Source organism: Aromatoleum tolulyticum, assembly GCF_900156155.1.
Taxonomy (GTDB): domain Bacteria; phylum Pseudomonadota; class Gammaproteobacteria; order Burkholderiales; family Rhodocyclaceae; genus Aromatoleum; species Aromatoleum tolulyticum.
Map to the genome: position 1 here is coordinate 25,417 of NZ_FTMD01000021.1, position 18,148 is coordinate 43,564.

Annotated in this window: 18 protein-coding genes and 1 tRNA gene; 13 read left to right on the plus strand and 6 right to left on the minus strand. The window is 68.1% G+C overall.

The window, feature by feature from the left end:
• Positions 1-2: 2 nt before the first annotated feature.
• From BW991_RS21590 to ftsY, 4 genes are all read right to left on the minus strand, one after another.
• Positions 3-1,133 (minus strand): radical SAM/SPASM domain-containing protein, encoded by a 1,131-nt coding sequence (locus BW991_RS21590; protein WP_076604178.1) that lies wholly within the window; start codon positions 1,131-1,133, stop codon positions 3-5.
• Between the two features lie 172 nt (positions 1,134-1,305).
• Complete coding sequence (ftsX, locus tag BW991_RS21595; protein WP_076604179.1) at positions 1,306-2,208, minus strand: permease-like cell division protein FtsX; 903 nt, start codon at positions 2,206-2,208, stop codon at positions 1,306-1,308.
• Positions 2,205-2,867: a cell division ATP-binding protein FtsE gene (locus BW991_RS21600; protein WP_076604180.1), complete on the minus strand. Its 663-nt coding sequence runs from the start codon at positions 2,865-2,867 to the stop codon at positions 2,205-2,207. Before BW991_RS21600 ends, ftsX begins: the two co-directional genes overlap by 4 nt.
• A complete protein-coding gene (gene ftsY / locus BW991_RS21605) occupies positions 2,864-3,931 on the minus strand; it encodes a signal recognition particle-docking protein FtsY (protein ID WP_076604181.1) in 1,068 nt (355 codons plus the stop codon). The genes BW991_RS21600 and ftsY overlap by 4 nt, the downstream gene beginning before the upstream one ends.
• A gap of 141 nt (positions 3,932-4,072) precedes the next feature.
• Here ftsY and BW991_RS21610 point away from each other — a divergent pair, with 141 nt between their 5' ends.
• From BW991_RS21610 to BW991_RS21630, 5 genes are read left to right on the plus strand one after another with little or no spacing between them, the layout of a single operon-like run.
• A complete protein-coding gene (locus BW991_RS21610) occupies positions 4,073-5,449 on the plus strand; it encodes a M16 family metallopeptidase (RefSeq protein WP_084205193.1) in 1,377 nt (458 codons plus the stop codon).
• A 1-nt stretch (position 5,450) separates the two neighbouring features.
• Positions 5,451-6,857: a M16 family metallopeptidase gene (locus BW991_RS21615; RefSeq protein ID WP_076604182.1), complete on the plus strand. Its 1,407-nt coding sequence runs from the start codon at positions 5,451-5,453 to the stop codon at positions 6,855-6,857.
• Entirely contained in the window at positions 6,854-7,393 is a 540-nt protein-coding gene (rsmD, locus tag BW991_RS21620) for a 16S rRNA (guanine(966)-N(2))-methyltransferase RsmD (protein ID WP_076604183.1), read from the plus strand. The genes BW991_RS21615 and rsmD overlap by 4 nt, the downstream gene beginning before the upstream one ends.
• Entirely contained in the window at positions 7,390-7,878 is a 489-nt protein-coding gene (gene coaD, locus BW991_RS21625) for a pantetheine-phosphate adenylyltransferase (RefSeq protein WP_076604184.1), read from the plus strand. Before rsmD ends, coaD begins: the two co-directional genes overlap by 4 nt.
• A gap of 17 nt (positions 7,879-7,895) precedes the next feature.
• Entirely contained in the window at positions 7,896-8,150 is a 255-nt protein-coding gene (locus tag BW991_RS21630) for a YfhL family 4Fe-4S dicluster ferredoxin (protein WP_076604185.1), read from the plus strand.
• 104 nt (positions 8,151-8,254) lie between these two features.
• Here the strand turns inward: BW991_RS21630 and BW991_RS21635 are convergent, their stop codons facing one another.
• Together BW991_RS21635 and mutM are read right to left on the minus strand one after the other, a co-directional pair.
• Complete coding sequence (locus tag BW991_RS21635) at positions 8,255-10,219, minus strand: dynamin family protein (protein ID WP_076604186.1); 1,965 nt, start codon at positions 10,217-10,219, stop codon at positions 8,255-8,257.
• Between the two features lie 165 nt (positions 10,220-10,384).
• Positions 10,385-11,200, minus strand: a complete 816-nt coding sequence (gene mutM, locus BW991_RS21640) for a bifunctional DNA-formamidopyrimidine glycosylase/DNA-(apurinic or apyrimidinic site) lyase (RefSeq protein WP_076604187.1) — start codon at positions 11,198-11,200, stop codon at positions 10,385-10,387.
• 215 nt (positions 11,201-11,415) lie between these two features.
• On the opposite strand from mutM, the gene BW991_RS21645 reads away from it, so the two are divergent.
• The 8 genes from BW991_RS21645 (at position 11,416) to ychF (ending at position 18,113) form a co-directional block, all read left to right on the plus strand.
• Entirely contained in the window at positions 11,416-13,131 is a 1,716-nt protein-coding gene (locus tag BW991_RS21645; RefSeq protein ID WP_084205190.1) for a tetratricopeptide repeat protein, read from the plus strand.
• Positions 13,128-13,718 (plus strand): outer membrane lipoprotein LolB, encoded by a 591-nt coding sequence (locus BW991_RS21650; RefSeq protein ID WP_076604188.1) that lies wholly within the window; start codon positions 13,128-13,130, stop codon positions 13,716-13,718. The genes BW991_RS21645 and BW991_RS21650 overlap by 4 nt, the downstream gene beginning before the upstream one ends.
• The gene (gene ispE, locus BW991_RS21655; protein WP_076604189.1) at positions 13,700-14,554 is read left to right on the plus strand and encodes a 4-(cytidine 5'-diphospho)-2-C-methyl-D-erythritol kinase; all 855 of its coding nucleotides are present in this window, start codon (positions 13,700-13,702) and stop codon (positions 14,552-14,554) included. The genes BW991_RS21650 and ispE overlap by 19 nt, the downstream gene beginning before the upstream one ends.
• 19 nt (positions 14,555-14,573) lie before the next feature.
• Positions 14,574-14,650: transfer RNA gene (locus tag BW991_RS21660), tRNA-Gln, on the plus strand.
• 75 nt (positions 14,651-14,725) lie between these two features.
• Positions 14,726-15,676, plus strand: a complete 951-nt coding sequence (locus BW991_RS21665) for a ribose-phosphate pyrophosphokinase (RefSeq protein WP_076604190.1) — start codon at positions 14,726-14,728, stop codon at positions 15,674-15,676.
• A gap of 77 nt (positions 15,677-15,753) precedes the next feature.
• Complete coding sequence (locus tag BW991_RS21670) at positions 15,754-16,356, plus strand: 50S ribosomal protein L25/general stress protein Ctc (RefSeq protein WP_076604191.1); 603 nt, start codon at positions 15,754-15,756, stop codon at positions 16,354-16,356.
• Positions 16,357-16,404: 48 nt separating this feature from the next.
• Positions 16,405-17,025: an aminoacyl-tRNA hydrolase gene (gene pth, locus BW991_RS21675; RefSeq protein WP_076604192.1), complete on the plus strand. Its 621-nt coding sequence runs from the start codon at positions 16,405-16,407 to the stop codon at positions 17,023-17,025.
• Positions 17,022-18,113, plus strand: a complete 1,092-nt coding sequence (gene ychF, locus BW991_RS21680; RefSeq protein WP_076604193.1) for a redox-regulated ATPase YchF — start codon at positions 17,022-17,024, stop codon at positions 18,111-18,113. Before pth ends, ychF begins: the two co-directional genes overlap by 4 nt.
• The last annotated feature ends 35 nt before the right edge of the window (positions 18,114-18,148 follow it).

Consider the following 18,148-nt stretch of genomic DNA (forward strand, 5'->3'; position numbering starts at 1 on the left):
CCTCAGGGCATCACTTCGACATACTCGTAGATCTCGCAGTCCGAGATCTCGCGCCGCACCGGCAGCGTCGCCTGCGCGTACCACGCATGCGGATCGCGCCGGTCGATCTCCGCCCCCATGAACTTCACCAGCTCGCAGATCGGCTCGACGACCTGCTCGCGATACGGCGCATCGTCGAGCACGTAGCCCACGTACAGGTTCTTCATGCAGTTGCGGCGGCAGAAGGAAAGCGCTTCGCAGCCCTCGCAGGGCATCTCGGGGGCCGGTTGCAGCGGGCTCGGCTTCAGCCAGTTGGCGTTCAGGTCGCCGCTCTGCAATTCGGGCAGATGCGTGAGATCCGGGCACGGGAAGATGCGCCCGTCGGGCAGGATGTTGAGGATGTGCGTCGACGAGCGGCACTGCGTGTGCCCGCTGCACGCCTCGCGGGCGCGCGACGGCAGCACCTTGTTGCGCACCGTGCCCATCAGCGGGATGAAGGGGTAGAGCCCGTCGGTCGTGAAGAACTTGTCGATCAGCTGCGTCAGCGCGGCTTTCTTGCGCCGCATGTTCTCGGCATCGTAAAAGCCCTCGGCCTGTGCGAACTGCCAGTACACATAGTCGAAGGTCGGCAGCAGGCTGTCGAGCTCCTCGAAGCTGATGTCCTCGTGCCCCCAGGTCACGCGCGCGGTGAGCTTGCCGCCGAGCTTGGGGCGGATCTTCGCGATGTTCGAGGTCACCTTGCGATACACGCCGCGGCCGCGGTAATGGTCGGTCGTGTGCTCCGCGCCATCCACCGACACCAGCACGTTCGACAGCTTCGCCAGCACCGCGTCGGGCAGGCGATGCAGCAGCGTGCCGTTGGTCTGCAGCTGGTAGCGCCAGGTCGGGTGGCGTTCCATCAGCCCGACGATGAAGGGAATGTTCAACGTCGGCTCGCCGCCGTAGAAGGTCACGTAGATCTCCTTGTCCGCGAGATGCGTCGCGACGAAGGTATCCAGCGTGTCGAGCGAATACTGGGCCTTGCCCTGCGAGCCGACGACGTCGCCGACCGCGATCGAGCAGTACGAGCACTTGAGGTTGCACGTCAGCGTCGTGAAGATGTTCAGTTCGACGCGGTTGCCGACGATGGGCGAACGCAGTTCCGGCGCATTCATGTGCGTATCCGATCCCGAGAAAGATTTACCCCCAACATTGGGGGCGAAGATTATAGCGGGCCCCGCGCAACGCGGGGACGATCATCGCGACCGCATGGGCGCCCGCCTGCCGGCCATGTTCGGGGCGCTCCCCGGCGCGAACCGGGGCGCATGCCAAACGATCGGGCGAAAATCAGGTCAGCCGCTCGGCCAGGTGCCGCCTCACCGAGATCGCGCTGCCGAGCCAGCCGAGGAAAGCCGCGAAGCCGAGGATTGCCGCGCTCTCGTGCGGCCCCGGCCCGGTCAGCGCGAACACCGCGCCGTAGGTCTCCGCGAGGCTCGCCACCGGCCCGCCGAGCGCATGCACGGTCGCCCACACGGTCGCGAGCGCAACGCAACCGCCGAGCAGGCCCTGCAGGCTGCCGAACCAGTAGAACGGACGGCGGATGAAAGGGTCGGTCGCGCCCAGCAGCCGGCTCACGTCGATCTCGTGCCGCTGCGTGAGGATCTGCAGCCGGATCGTGTTGAACGTGACGATCACGAGCGCGAAGCCCAGCAGGCCCGCGAGCAGCAGCACCGCCGAACGGCCCAGCCCCAGCAGCGCATGCAGGCGCTTCACCCACGCGGAGTCGAGCTGCACGTGGGCGACGCCCGGCCAGGCCGCGAAGCGCGCGTGCAGGCTGTCGTAAAGAGCGGGATCCTCGCCGCGCGGCGTGACGATGAAGGCATCCGGCAGCGGATTGGCGGTGAGGCCGCCGAGCACGTCGCCCAAGCCGCCTTTCTCGAGCTGGCGCAAGGCCTCGTCCTTCGTCACATGACGGTAGCCCGCGAGCTGCGCATCCCCGCGCAGCCGCTTTTCGGCCGCGGCGATGTCCTCCGCCGACGCATCCTGCGACATGAAGACGCTGATCTCGGGCGTACCGGACACCCCGCGTGCCAGCGACGCGACGTTGTCGATCAGCAGATAGCCCGCGGCCGGCAGCGACAGCGCGATGCCCACGACCAGCGCCGACAGCAGCGTCCCCAGCGGCTGCGAGGCGAGGCGCCGCAGCGCCTGCATGAAGGCGCGGCCGTGCAGGTAGAACCAGTTGCTCATGCTCCAGCTCCCTGCAGCAGCCCCTTGTGCAGCACCAGCCGGCGCGGGCTGTGCTGCGCGAACAGGCGCTCGTCGTGCGTCGACACCAGCACGGTGACCCCCGCGGCGTTGAAGGACTTGAACAGGCTTGCGATCTCGTTCGCGTAGGCGACGTCGAGGTGCGCGGTCGGCTCGTCGGCGATCAGGATGGACGGACGATTCACGATCGCACGCGCGATCGCGACGCGCTGCTGCTCGCCGCCCGACAGCCCCGCCGGCATCTCGCGCCCGCGCCCGGACAGCCCGACGCGCTCGAGCGCCGCCGCCACGCGCTTGGCCGCATCGCGCGGCGGATGCCCCGTGATCACCAGCGGCAGCATCACGTTGTCGTCCACGCTGCGGTCGTACAGCAGGCGGTGCTCCTGCAGCACGAGGCCGAGGTTGCGGCGCAGGTAGGGAATCGCGCGCGGGCGCAGCGCCGAGACGTTCTGCCCGTTGATGCTCACGCTGCCCGACGTCGGCCGCTCGATCGCGGCGATCAGCTTCAGCAGCGTGCTCTTGCCCGCACCCGAGTGGCCCGACAGCACCGCCAGCTCGCCGTGGCGGATCTCGAAACTGACCCCGGCGAGAGCCGTATAGCCGCCGGGGTACTGCTTCACGACTTCGTTGAAGACGATCATGCCGCGCTGCCGGCTCCTGCGACGGGTTCGAACAGCGCATCGACGAATTCGCGCGCATTGAACGGCTGCAGGTCGTCGATCCCCTCGCCGACGCCGATGAAGCGCAGCGGACGCGGATACTGGCGCGCAATCGCCGCGACGACGCCGCCCTTCGCGGTGCCGTCGAGCTTCGTGACGACCAGCCCCGTGACGCCGATCGACGCATCGAAGGCCTTCACCTGTGCGAGCGCGTTCTGCCCGATGTTGGCGTCGAGCACCAGCAGCACCTCGTGCGGGCCGGACGGCTCGGCCTTCGCGATCACGCGGCGCACCTTGGCGATCTCCTCCATCAGGTGGAGCTGCGTCGGCAGCCGGCCGGCGGTGTCCGCCAGCACGACGTCGATGCCGCGCGCCTTGGCCGCGTTGATCGCGTCGAAGATCACCGCCGCGGCGTCGCCCCCTTCCTGCGCGATCACCGTCACATTGTTGCGCTCGCCCCAGGTCGTCAGCTGCTCGCGCGCCGCGGCACGGAAGGTGTCGCCGGCCGCGAGCAGCACGCTCTTGCCCTGCAACTGGAAGTATTTCGCCAGCTTGCCGATCGAGGTCGTCTTCCCGGAGCCGTTCACGCCCGCGATCATGATGATGTACGGCGAATGCCCCGACACGTCCAGCGGCTGCTCGAGCGGGGCGAGGATCGCGAGGAGTTCCTCCGCAAGCGCCCCCTGCAGCTGGTCCGCGGTCTCGAGCTTGTCGCGCTTCCAGCGCTTGCGCAGCTCGTCCAGCAGGTGCTGCGTCGCATCGACGCCGCAATCGGCCATCAGCAAGGTCGTTTCGAGCTCTTCGAGCAGATCCTCGTCGATCTTGCGCCGGCCGAACAGGCTCGCGAGCCCGCCGCCGATCTGCTGCCGCGTGCGCGACAGGCCCGCCTTCAGGCGGTCCGCCCAGGAGCGCTTGACCACCGGCTCGGCCGCCGGCGCCGAGATGAGAGCCGAAGAGGGCGCCTCGACTGCGGCCGGAGGTGCGACCTCCGCCTGCGGCTGCGCCGCCGCTTCGGGTTTGGGGGACTTCTTCAGGAAACCAAACATGCTCACTCGGGTCTCTTGTGAGGTTTTAACGACGCCGGACGCCAAGCCGCCAATAACGCTAAGATGCGGCTTCGCGTCGAATCGGATGCCCGGATCGCGGGCCACGTGAACCGCAAATTCTACCAGATGCAGGACATGTCCATGTTTCGCCAGACCTTTCCACGCGCCGCATTCGTGGCCGCCGCGCTCACCGTGGCGGCCGGCCCTCTGCAAGCCAATCCGTACGAGACCACGCTTGCGAACGGCATGAAGATCATCGTCAAGGAAGACCGCCGCGCCCCGTCCGTCGTCCACATGGTGTGGTACGGCGTGGGCTCGATGGACGAACCCGCCGGCGTCTCCGGCATCGCCCACCTGCTCGAACACATGATGTTCAAGGGCACCGACAAGGTCGGCCCGGGCGAATTCAACAAACGCGTCGCCGCGATCGGCGGCCGCGACAACGCCTTCACGTCGCACGACTACACGGCCTACTTCCAGCAGATCCCGTCCTCGCGTCTCGCCGACGTGATGCAGCTCGAAGCCGACCGCATGAGCAACCTCAGGATCACCGACGCCAACTTCAAGCCCGAACTCGAGGTCGTCAAGGAAGAGCGCCGCCTGCGCACCGACGATCAGCCGCGCTCGCTCGTCGGCGAGCAGCTGATGGCGACCGCCTTCCAGGCCAATCCCTACGGCCGCCCGATCATCGGCTGGATGACGGACCTCGACACGATGACCGCGGAAGACGCGCGCAAGTGGCACAAGACCTGGTACACGCCCGGCAACGCGCGCCTGGTCGTCGTCGGCGACGTCGATCACAAGACCGTGTTCGACATGGCGCGCAAGCACTACGGAGCGATCAAGGCGCGCGCCCTGCCGCCGCGGCGCATCACCGCCGAACCCGAACAGCTCGGGCCGCGCGAGACCGTCGTCAAGGCGCCGGCCGAACTGCCCTACATCGCCCTTGCATGGCGCGCACCGACCCTGCGCGATCCCGAGAACGACCGCGACGTGCACGCGCTGAAGGTGCTGGCCGCGATCCTCGACGGCTACGACGGCGCCCGCCTGCCGCGCCGCCTCGTGCGCGAGAACCAGGTCGCCGTCTCCGCCGGCGCCGGCTACGACGGCACCGGCCGCGGCCCGCAGCTCTTCACCCTTGACGGCTCGCCCGCCGCCGGCAAGACCGTCGCGGACGTCGAGGCCGCGCTGCGCGCCGAGATCGAACGCATCCAGAAGGAAGGCGTCGCCGAGGACGAACTGCGCCGGGTCAAGACGCAGACCGTCGCCGGCCAGGTCTACAAGCGCGACTCGCTGATGGGCCAGGCGATGGAGATCGGCTTCCTCGAAGCCACCGGCCTGTCCTGGCGCGACGACGACAAGCTCCTCGAAGGCATCCGCAAGGTCACCGCCGAGGACGTCCAGGCCGTCGCCCGCAAGTACTTCACCGACAACACCCTCACCCGCGCCCGCCTCGACCCCCTGCCGCTGCCCGCCGACGCGAAGCCGCGCGCAGCCGTCCCGGGAGCGAGACACTGACATGCAGACGAAGCCCATGACCGCGTTGCGCATTCTCCGCCCGAATTTCCGCTCCTTCCGCACCCTGCTCGCCTGCGCCGCCCTGCTCGGCCCGCTGGCGAGCCCGAACGCCGCCGCCGGCCCGGACATCAAGCACTGGAACGCCACGACCGGCGCGCGCGTGTATTTCGTCGAAAGCCACGCCCTGCCGCTCATCGACATCCAGATCTCCTTCCCCGCCGGCAGCGCCTACGAACCCGAAAGCGCCACGGGCGTCGCCAGCCTCACGCGCAGCCTGCTCGACGCCGGCACCGAAGGCCTGAACGAACAGGAAATCGCCGAGCGCATCGCCGACACCGGCGCGCGCATCGGCGGCGGCGCCGATACCGACATGGCGACACTGTCGGTGCGCACGCTGTCGAGCGCCGCCGAGCGCGACGCCGCAATCGCGCTCGCCGCCCGCCTGCTCGCGAAGCCGACCTTCCCGGCCGACATCCTCGAACGCGAGCGCGCCCGCGCGATCGCCGGCCTGAAGGAAGCGCTCACCCAGCCCGACACCCTCGCGTCGCGCCGCTTCATGGCGATGATCTACGGCAACCACCCCTACGGCCGCTCGACCACCGTCGAGTCGCTGCAGGGCATCACGCGCGATCAGCTGCAGGCCTTCCACCGCACGCACTACACCGCGGGCAGCGCCGCCGTGACCATCGTCGGCGACGTCAGCCGGGATGACGCCGATGCGATCGCGCGCCTGCTCACCGAAGGACTGCCCGCGGGCGCCGCCCCCGCGCCGATCGCCGCGCCGCAGCTGCCCGCACGCGGCACCGAGCACATCGCCCACCCGTCGGCGCAGGCCCACATCCTGATGGGCATGCCCGGCATGAGCCGCGACGACCCGGACTACTTCCCGCTGCTCGTCGGCAACTACGTCCTCGGCGGCGGCGGCTTCGTGTCGCGCCTGACCAAGGAAGTGCGCGAGAAGCGCGGTTTCGCCTACAGCGTGTCGAGCTACTTCATGCCGCTGCGCGTCGCCGGCCCGTTCGAGATCGGCCTGCAGACCCGCGGCAGCCAGGCCGAGGAGGCGCTGAAGGTGACCAACGGCGTCCTCCAGGACTTCGTCGCCAAGGGACCGACGCCTCAAGAGCTCAAGGCGGCACGCGACAACCTCGTCAACGGCTTCGGGCTGCGCCTCGACTCCAACCGCAAGATCCTCGACTACGTCGGCATGATCGCGTTCTACCAGCTGCCGCTCGACTGGCTCGAGACCTACCCGAAGAAGGTCGCGGCGGTCACGGTCGAATCGGTGCGCGACGCCTTCGCCCGGCGGGTGAAGGCGGAGAACCTCGTCACGGTGGTCGCCGGCGGCGACGGCGACAACGGCGCGGGCAGCGCAGCGCCGGCGGCAAAGAAGGCAGGCCACGGCAAGTGAGCCGGGTGCGCATCGTCGGCGGCGCATGGCGTTCGCGCCTGCTCGAAGTCGCCAGCGTCCCCGGCCTGCGGCCGACGCCCGACCGCGTGCGCGAGACGCTGTTCAACTGGCTGGGGCAGGAACTCGACGGCCTCACCTGCCTCGACCTCTTCGGCGGTTCGGGCATCCTCGGCTTCGAGGCGGCCTCGCGCGGCGCCGAACGCGTCGTGATCGTCGAGTCGGACGCACGCGCGTTCGCCGCCCTGCGCCAGGCCGCAACGACCCTCCAGGCATCGCAGGTGGAGCTCATTCGCGGCGATGCGCTAAAATTCGCGCAAACCACCTCTGACAGGTTCGACGTGGTGTTCCTCGACCCGCCCTACAACAAGGGCTGGCTCGAGCGGCTGGAGCCCTGGCTCGGCCGGGTGCTGAAGCCGGACGGCTGGATTTACGCCGAATCTGAAGCAGCAGTGACTGAACTGGCAGGATTGAGCACGGTCAAGGCAGGCCGTGCCGGCCAGGTGCATTTTCATCTTCTGCATGGGAGGCAGGAATGAAGGAAGGGGTGGCGATCTATCCGGGGACCTTCGACCCCTTCACGCGCGGGCACGAGGATCTCGTGCGGCGCGCGTCGCTGCTGTTCAACAAGGTCGTCGTCGCCGTCGCCGAAAGCCGCGGCAAGGGGCCGATCTTCACGCTCGACGAGCGTGTGCAGATCGCCCGCGACGTCGTGGCTCCGTTCGGCAACGTGGACGTCGTCGGCTTCGACGGCCTGCTCATGGATTTCCTGCGCGCCCAGAACGCCCGCCTGATCCTGCGCGGCCTGCGGGCCGTGTCGGACTTCGAGTACGAATTCCAGATGGCCGGAATGAACCGGAAGCTCTTTCCCGACGTCGAAACGGTATTCTTGACGCCGGCGGAGGAATACATGTTCATCTCGGCCACGATGGTGCGCGAAATCGCCCGTCTGGGTGGCGATGTCAGCAAGTTCGTGCAGCCTGCCGTCTACCAACGGCTGCTGCAGAAAGTTTCAGTGAAGTGAATACGAGGAATTGAAAGATGGCTCTGATGATTACGGACGAATGCATCAACTGCGATGTGTGCGAGCCGGAATGTCCCAATGGCGCGATCTCGCAGGGTGACGAGATCTACCAGATCGATCCGAACAAGTGCACCGAGTGCGTCGGCCATTTCGACGAACCGCAGTGCCAGCAGGTCTGCCCGGTCGACTGTATCCCGCTGAACCCGGATGTGGTCGAGACCAAGGAACAGCTGATGGAGAAGTTCGTGCGCCTGACCGGCAAGACGGCCTGAACACCCCCGGCCGGCGCCGGAAGATTCACGAAAGAGCGGACCGCAGCGGTCCGCTTTTTCGTTCACGCGGCACCCGGCGGCATCAGCCCCGGGCCCCGCAAAACTCAGGCCGCGTGCGCGATGCCGGTCCTTGCCCCGGCCCGTGCCGGCGCCCCCAGCGCCGCGCGGATGCCGCCGGCGATCTCCTTCAGCTCGGCAAGCTGCGCGATCATCGCCGCTTCGGCCTGCTCCAGCTCGGCGACGCGCTCCTCGAGCGTGTCGGTCGCCTGGTGAATGCGCTTGACGCTCTCGAGGCGGCGCTTCAACTGCAGCTGGTACTCGCGCACCTGCGTCTCCAGCGGCGACATCACCGCGCGCAGCCACTGCTCGACGTCGCGGTTGGCAACCTCGAAGGTCCGCCGCGCCTCGACGGCGACGGTCTCGAAGAATTTCTGCGTCAGCGTGTGCTTCTCGGTCGTCACGAGCGCCAGCGCCGAGTTGATCTGACGGTTGAAGGCCGACTCCAGCCGGTCGAGTTCGCGCTCGTAGCGCAGCGTCGAAAAGGCCTCGGGCGCAGCGAGCTTGAGCCCGTGCTCGACGCTGAAGCGCTTGTACATGCTGTCGAGCATGCGCGTGATCTCGGCGATCTCGTCGGCCGAGCGCGCAAGGTTGCCGCGCAGCGACAGGAAGAAGCTCTCCATCGCCACGCTCAAACCCTTGGTGAAGGTCGATTCCAGCATCGCCTCGCGCGTGCGCCGCGTCTCATCGCGCAGCGTGTCCATACCCAGATGGGCGAGCAGATTGTTCGTCAGCGTCGAGAACACGCTGCGCACGGCGTAGTACTTCTGCAAACCCTGCTCGAACTCGGTCTTCTCGCTGCGGATCTTGCGCATCATGTATTCGATGACGCTCTGGTTCTTGCCGCGCAGGTCGGTCAGCTCCTGCAGCTGCTCGCGCAGGCCGGTGAGCCGCGCCCCGAGCAGCGTATCGGTCTGCCTCACCAGGTCGTCGGTCTCCGAGAGCGTGCTGTCCCGCACGATCTCTTGCTTGGTCGGCAGCAGATCCTCGGCCAGCGCCCGCTCCAGCTCGCCCAGGCGGCTGCGCTCGACGAGCGCGGCGTCGCCGGAAATGCGTCCGACCAGCCCCTTCTGCGCCGACACCGGAAACACCGTCGTCTCGGGAACGTCCAGCGTTTCCGCGACCGAGCTCACCTGGCGTGCGATCTCCGCATCGATCTGCGCCTCGTCGCGCAAGCCGTCCCACAGCCCGTCGATCTTGTTCAGCACGACGAGGCGGCCCTTGCGCCGGCTCTGCCCGCACTGCACGTACTCGCGCCACACGGCCATGTCGCTCTGCGTGACGCCGGTATCGGCCGCCAGCACGAACAGCACCGCATGGGCGTTGGGCAGCAGCGACAGGGTCAGCTCCGGCTCCGCACCGATGGCGTTGAGGCCCGGCGTGTCGAGCACGACCAGCCCCTGCTCGAGCAGCGGATGCGGGAACTGGATCACCGCGTGACGCCAGCTCGGGATCTCGACCATGCCGTCGGCACCGGGCTTGAGGCCGGTTTCGCCCTTGTCGTCGATGTCGAAACCCAGGCGCGACGCCAGCTCGGTCGACACCCGCTCGGTCTCGCCGACGCGCGCGAAGGCCTGCTGCAGGTCCGTGAGCGACCCGGCATCGAGGCGCAACACCATCCACTCTTCCGGAAACTGCTTGAGCTCGCTCACGCTCGCATGCGTCGCGCGCGAGCGGATCGGCAGCATGCGGATCTCGGCCCGTGCGCCGGGCGTCCATTGCAGCTCGGTCGGGCACATCGTCGTGCGCCCGGCGCTGGACGGCAGCACGCGATCGCCGTGCCCGGAGAAGAAGATCGCATTGATGAGCTCGGACTTCCCGCGCGAGAACTCGGCCACGAAGGCCACCGTCAGCTTGTCGTCGCGCAGGCGGTCGAGCACGTATTGCAGCCGCAGGTCGCCCTGCACGTCGCCGAGCTCGTTGCGCGACAGCCACTGCCGCAGACGCGCGACCGCCCCGGCCGCATCGGCACGCCATTGACTGTAAGCGGAAAATTGATCCACGAGGGTCATTAAGGTCTCGCTAGCGCGTTCCCGCGGGCCGGGCGCGCACAGGTTTCAGATCCTGGGAGCATAGCGCCGAATCGGGCGCCGTCCAATGCGCGAAGATGCGGGCTCGACCGGCGGCACGCCGGCGCCGACGAACGACGCCCGCGGCCGATGCCACCGCCATTTCATTCACAGGCGCTGACAGCGCGGGCAGAAGAAGGTCGAACGCTGCCCGCACACCACCCGCTGCACGCTCGTGCCGCACACGCGGCACGGCAGCCCGGCGCGGCCGTAGACGAAATACTCCTGCTGGAAGTAGCCCTTCTTCCCGTCGCCGCCGACGAAGTCGCGCAGGGAGCTGCCACCGGCGGCGATCGCCGCCTGCAGCGTCTCGCGCACCGCCTCGACGAGGCGCCCGATACGCCGCGCGCCGACGCTGCCGGCCGGCGCCAGCGGGTGAATGCGCGCCCGGAACAGGCTCTCGGACGCATAGATGTTGCCGACGCCGACGAGACGGTGTCCGTCCATCAGCGCCTGCTTGATCGGCGCCCGCACCCCCTTGAATGCGCGGTGCAGCCAAGGGCCGGTGAACTCGTCCCCGAGCGGCTCGATGCCGAGGCGCGCGAGCAGCGGATGCGCGAGCGCATCGCCCGGCTGCCACACGACCAGCCCGAAGCGTCGCGGGTCGCGCAGCCGCAGCGCCCGGTCGCCGAAGACCAGATCCACATGGTCGTGCGCGCCCGGCGGCTGACCCGCATCGACCACCCGCAGGCTGCCCGACATGCCCAGATGCACGATCACGCTGCCGGCGGGGAAATCGAGCAGCAGGTACTTCGCCCGCCGCCTCACGCCCTGCAGCGGCGCACCGGCCACGCGCTCGCCCAGGTCCGGCGGCACCGGCACGCGCAGGCGGCCGTTACGCACGCTCACGCCGGTCATGGTCCGGCCGTCGATGGCCGGGCGTATGCCGCGGCAGGTCGTTTCGACTTCAGGCAATTCAGGCATTCACGACACTCGAAAGCAAAGGGGACAAGCCCCGGAAACCGGCCCGTACAGCCGCCGCGCTTGCCCGCAAACGAAGAAACTGCATAACATCGGGCGAACGCATCCGCATTCGGGCCTTCTAACGGACGACTGCCGACGCACCGCGGCAACAGCATACGTCAGACACGACCGCAGGGCCGGTTTGAAGTTCGTGCAATCCCCTCTGGGCCAAGTACATGAATCGCCTTATCTCCTTGTTCGCTTCCGGTCTGGGACTGACTGTCGCGCTGGCCTTCCCGGCCCCTGCGCAGGCCGCCCCCGCCCCTGACGAGGCGGCCGCCGCTGCCTCGCTGCCCGCCCAGGAACTCAGCGCGCGCACCCTGTATACCTTCCTGCTGGCCGAAATCGCCGGCGCGCGCGGCGAAATCGGCATCGCCGTGCAGGCCTACGCCGACCTCGCACAGCGCACCCGTGACCCGCGCATCGCCCGCCGGGCGATGGAAATCGCGCTGTTCGCGCGCGACATGCCCGCGGCGGTCGAAGCCGCCCGCATCTGGTCCGAAACCGAACCGGGCTCCGACGAGGCGCGCCGCATCCTCGCGGGCCTGCTCGCGGGCGGCGACGGCCAGCTCGAACAGGTGCAGACCCAGCTCGCCCGCCTGCTCGCGCAGTCGCCCGAAAACGTCGACAACCACCTGATGGGACTCAACCGCGCCTTCTCGCGCGTGCAGGACAAGGAAGCCGTCAAGGGCATCGTGATGCGCCTGACGGAGCCCTACACGAGCCATCCGGAAGCCCACTTCGCCCGCGCCCAGGCCGCCGTCGGAGCCGGCGACATGATGGAATCCGTCGCCTCGATCGACACCGCGCTGCGCCTGCGCCCGGACTGGGAGCCGGCCATCCTGTTCAAGGCGCAGCTCCTGTCGCAGTCCGGCGCGATGCAGGAGGCCACGAAGCTCGTCCGTGAATACCTCGAACGCCACCCCGACAGCCGCAACGCCCGCCTCGCCCATGCGCGCGCGCTGGTGTCGACGCGCCAGTTCGAGGCCGCGCGCAAGGAATTCCGCCAGCTCCTCGACGGCGCCCCCGACGACCGCGAGCTGATGTACGCCGTGGGCCTGCTGTCGGCCCAGCTCGAAGACTACGACACCGCGACGACCCAGCTCGAACGCGCGCTGAACGCCGGCCATCCCGACGGCGACAGCATCCGCCTCAACCTCGGCCAGGTCGCGGAAAGGCGCAAGGACAGCGAAACGGCCCTGCGCTGGTACCGCGCCGTCGAACCGGGGCCGCAGCACTTCGACGCCCAGCTGCGCGTCGCGTCGGTGCTCGCACGCGACGGCAAGCTCAAGGAAGCGCGCGAGCACCTGCGCGGCGTCAAGGCCGATGAGCCCGAGCGCAAACGCCTGCTGCTCGCCGAAGCGCAACTCCTGCGCAGCGCCGGCAAGGAGGCCGAAGCCTTCGACCTCATCGACGGCGCGCTGCGCGACAACGCCGACGACACCGATCTGCTGTACGAGTCGTCGATGCTCGCCGAGAGCCTGGGCAAGCTCGACATCATGGAAGGGCGGCTGCGCAAGCTGATCGCGCTGCGCCCGGACTTTTCGCACGCCTACAACGCGCTGGGCTATTCCCTCGCCGATCGCGGCGTGCGCCTCGACGAGGCCGAAGCGCTGATCGTGCGCGCACTCGAACTCACCCCCGACGACCCCTTCATCCTCGACAGCATGGGCTGGGTACGCTTCCGTCGCAACGACGCGACCGGCGCCCTCGCCCATCTCGAAAAGGCCTACGGCATACGCCAGGATCCCGAGATCGCCGCCCATCTCGGTGAAGTCCTGTGGTCCCTCAAGCGCCAATCCGACGCATCGCGCGTGTGGGACGAGGCGCTGAAGAGCAACCCCGACAACGATGCGCTGAAGTCGGTCGTCAAGCGCCTGCGCGGCCAATGAAGCGCACCGCATCCCGGACAGCCGGACGCGCTGTCGCCGCCGCGCTCGCCACGCTGCTCCTGGCCGGCTGCGCGAGCCAGGCCATGCGCGGCCTCACCGCCGCCCCGCGCCCCGTGGCCAGCGCGTTCGAACTCGAAGGACGCCTTGCCGCCAGTGACGGCGAACGGGCCGCGAACGGCTCCCTGACGTGGTCGCACACGCCGGTCGCCGACGAATGGACCGTGTACAGCCCCCTCGGCCAGATCGTGGGCCAGCTCGTGCGCACCCCGCGCGGCGCGATGCTGCTCACCGCCGACGGCCGCACGGAACAGGCCGAAGACGCCGACGCCATCCTGCCGCGCCTGCTGGGCGTTCCCGCACCGATCGACGGGCTGCAGCACTGGGTCCAGGCCTCCACGCGCCCCGGCGCGCGCGTGCTGAGCCTGGACGAGGCAGGCCGCCCGACGCGCATCGCCGACGCCGGCTGGATCATCGACTACACCGAGTACGCCGGCCCCGCGGCCGACGCCGCTCCACGCCGCATCGACGCGGCCTGGGGCGACGCGCGCATCCGGCTCGTCATCGACCAATGGACACCCCGCCGTTGATCCGCCTCGAACGCTGCCCCGCACCGGCCAAGCTGAACCTCTTCCTGCACGTCGTCGGTCGCCGTGCCGACGGCTACCATCTGCTGCAGACCGCCTTCCGCATGCTCGACTGGGGCGACAGCCTCACGTTCGCACTGCGCGCGGACGGTGCCGTGCATCGCACGACGGAAGTGGCGGGCGTGCCCGAAAAGCAGGATCTCGTCGTGCGCGCAGGCCGGCTGCTGCAACAGGCGAGCGGCTGCCGCCACGGCGCCGACATCGCGATCGACAAGCGCCTGCCGATGGGCGGCGGCCTGGGCGGCGGCAGCTCGGACGCCGCCACGACCCTGATCGCCCTCAACCGCCTGTGGGGAACCGGCCTGAGCCGCGCCGCCCTGGCGAAACTCGGCCTGCAGCTCGGCGCCGACGTCCCCTTCTTCATCTTCGGACGCGACGCCTTCGCCGAGGGCGTGGGGGAGGAACTGCAGCCGCTGACGCTGCCGCCGGCGTGGTACGTGGTCGTCGCGCCCCCGGTCCTGGTGCCCACCGCCGAAATTTTCCGCGCGGAGGAGTTGACGCGCGATACGGGACCCATCAGAATAACGGACTTCGCAGCAAGCACCACCCGCAACGATCTGCAAGCAGTAGCATGCAATCGGTATCCCGAGGTCGGTGCTGCAATCGAGTGGCTGGCGCAGTTTGCGCCCGCGCGGATGACCGGGTCAGGCGCCTGCGTGTTTGCCGAGGTTGGCAGCGAGATGGAAGCGAAAGACATCGTCGAAAAGTGCCCAGCGCCGATGCGGGCATGGAAGGCGAAAAGTCTGGCAAGACATCCGCTGAGCGACTGGCTCGATTGAGCGGGCGAAAAAGTTTTATTGGGGAGTCGCCAAGTTGGTCAAGGCACCGGATTTTGATTCCGGCATTCGAAGGTTCGAATCCTTCTTCCCCAGCCAACATATTCGGGCAGGCCTCGCGCCTGCCCGAGTCGTTTTTACCCTCGCCATTCTAGCGGCATCGGAGATTCGGACATGGCCTACGGCAGCCTGATGGTCTTCACCGGCAACGCCAACCCCAAACTCGCGGCGGATGTCGTTCGCAGACTGGGCATTTCCATCGGCTCGGCCACGGTGGGCCGCTTCTCCGACGGCGAGGTCAACGTCGAACTGCTCGAAAACGTGCGCGGCAAGGATGTCTTCATCCTCCAGCCGACCTGCACGCCGACGAACGAAAACCTGATGGAACTGGTGGTCCTCGTCGATGCCCTGAAGCGCGCATCGGCCGGCCGCATCACCGCCGCCATCCCCTACTTCGGCTACGCCCGCCAGGACCGCCGCCCGCGTTCCGCGCGCGTGCCGATCACCGCGAAGGTCGTCGCCAACATGCTGCAGGCCGTCGGAGTCCAGCGCCTGCTCACCATGGACCTGCACGCCGACCAGATCCAGGGCTTCTTCGACATCCCGGTCGACAACGTCTATGCCGCGCCGGTGCTGCTCGCCGACCTCGACAAGCAGAAGTACGACGACCTGCTGGTCGTCTCGCCCGACGTCGGCGGTGTCGTCCGTGCCCGCGCCTTCGCGAAGCGCATGGAGTGCGACCTGGCGATCATCGACAAGCGCCGTCCCAAGGCCAACGTCTCCGAGGTGATGAACATCATCGGCGAGGTCAAGGACCGCACCTGCGTGATCATGGACGACATCGTCGATACCGCCGGCACGCTATGCAAGGCCGCCACTGCGCTGAAGGAACACGGCGCCCGTCGCGTGCTCGCCTACTGCACGCACGCCGTGCTGTCCGGCGCGGCGATTTCGCGCGTCTCCGAATCCGATCTCGACGAACTGGTCGTCACCGACACCATCCCGCTGCGCGACGACGCCAAGGCCTGTCCGCGCATCCGCCAGGTCTCGGTCGCCTCGCTGCTCGCCGACACGATGCTGCGCATCAGCAACGAAGAGTCGGTCAGCTCGCTGTTCATGGAATGAATTTCGTCCCCGGGAGTTCCGGGGATTCAACCCATCCGTCTGGTCGCGGACGGATCGTTTCAACCAGGAGTATCACCATGCAGATCCAATTCAAGGCCACCAAGCGCGTGGAACAGGGCACGGGTGCGAGCCGCCGCCTGCGTCGCGCCGGCCAGATCCCGGGCATCATCTACGGCTCGGGCGACGTCGAGACCATCGCACTGGACCACAACGAGCTGTACCACCTGCTGCGCAAGGAAGCCTTCCACGCGTCGATCCTGTCGGTCGACGTCGACGGCGCGAAGCAGGCTGTGCTGCTGCGTGACACCCAATGGCATCCGTTCCGCCAGCAGATCCTGCACCTGGACTTCCAGCGCGTCGATGCGAGCCAGAAGATCCACCTCAAGGTGCCGCTGCACTTCGCGAACGGCGAGGCGAGCCCGGCCGTCAAGCTCGGCGGCTGCATGATTTCGCACACCATCACCGAAGTCGACGTGCAGTGCCTGCCGGGCAACCTGCCGGAGTTCATCGAAGTCGATCTGGCGAACCTGCAGGCCGGCGAGTCGATCCACGTATCGCAGCTCCCGCTGCCGGCCGGCGTCGAGCTGGTTGCGCACGGCGAAGGCGACCCGGTCGTTGCGACCGCAGTCACCGTCAAGGGCGCTGTCGCTGAAGAAGGCGCCGAAGGCGCAGCCGCCTGAGGCTGACGCCTCGGGACGCAGCGCCGGGATGACGCAGGAACCGACACGATGAGCGCCGCAGCACCGCGTCTCATCGTCGGCCTCGGCAACCCCGGCGCCGAATACACCGAGACCCGGCACAATGCCGGGTTTTGGTTTTGTGAGCGCCTCGCCGACCAGCTCGGCGTGCGCTTCAATCACGAATCCCGTTTCCACGGTCTGGTCGCCAATGCGCGCGACGCCGGCGTGTGGCTGCTGATGCCGCAGACCTTCATGAACCGCTCGGGCCAGGCCATCGGCGCGCTCGCGCGTTTCTACCGCATCACTCCGGCCGAAATCCTCGTCGTGCATGACGAACTCGATATCCCCCCCGGGCAGCTGCGCCTGAAGTTCGGCGGCGGACTCGGCGGACACAACGGCCTCAAGGACACCTCGGCCCACCTCAACACGAACGACTACTGGCGCCTGCGCATCGGCATCGGCCATCCCGGCGACCGCAACGAGGTCGTAAACTTCGTCCTGAAACCCGCGCGCCGCGAGGAACAGGTGCTGATCGACGAAGCCATGGAACGCGCCCTCGCGACCTGGCCGATGATCGCCCGCGGCGAGTGGAACACCGCCAGCACCCGAATCAACGCCCGCCCGGCCGCGCCGAAGCCGGCAAAACCCAAGGAAGAACCCCGCCCATGAGCCTCAAATGCGGCATCGTCGGCCTGCCCAACGTCGGCAAGTCGACCCTGTTCAACGCGCTGACGAAAGCCGGCATCGAAGCGGCCAACTACCCCTTCTGCACGATCGAGCCCAACGTCGGCATCGTCGAAGTGCCCGATCCGCGCCTCGCCGCGCTGTCGGAGATCGTCAAGCCGCAGAGGATCCAGCCCGCGATCGTCGAGTTCGTCGACATCGCCGGCCTGGTCGCGGGCGCCTCCAAGGGTGAAGGCCTGGGCAACCAGTTCCTCGCCAACATCCGCGAGACCGACGCGATCGTCCACGTGGTGCGCTGCTTCGCCGACGACAACGTCGTGCACGTCTCCGGCAGCGTCGATCCGATCCGCGACATCGAGATCATCGACACCGAACTTGCGCTCGCCGACATGGCCACCGTCGAAAAGGCCGTGAACCGCTACAAGCGCCCGGCCGCCGCCGGCGACAAGGACGCCAAGATCCTCGTCGCAGTGCTCGAGAAGTGCCTCGCCCAGCTCAACGAGGCGAAGCCGGTGCGCGCACTGGACCTCAGCAAGGAAGAATGGGCGAGCATCAAGCCCTTCTGCCTGATCACTGCAAAGCCGGTGCTGTACGCGGCCAACGTCGCCGAGGACGGCTTCGAGAACAACCCGCATCTGGACGCCGTGCGCGCCCACGCGGCCGCCGAAGGCGCCCAGGTCGTCGCGCTGTGCGCTGCGATCGAGGCCGAGATCGCCGACCTCGAGGACGCCGACAAGAAGGACTTTCTCGAGTCGATGGGCCTCGAGGAACCGGGCCTGGATCGCCTGATCCGCGCCGGCTACACGCTGCTGGGCCTGCAGACCTACTTCACCGCGGGCGTCAAGGAAGTGCGCGCGTGGACGATCCACGTCGGCGATACGGCCCCGCAGGCCGCAGGCGTGATCCACACCGACTTCGAACGCGGCTTCATCCGCGCGCAGACGATCGCCTACGACGACTTCATCGCCTACAAGGGCGAAGCCGGGGCGAAGGAAGCCGGCAAGATGCGCGCCGAAGGCAAGGAATACGTCGTCAAGGACGGCGACGTGCTGAATTTCCTGTTCAACGTCTGAGCCGCCTCGACCCATCACCCGAAAAGCCCGGTCCG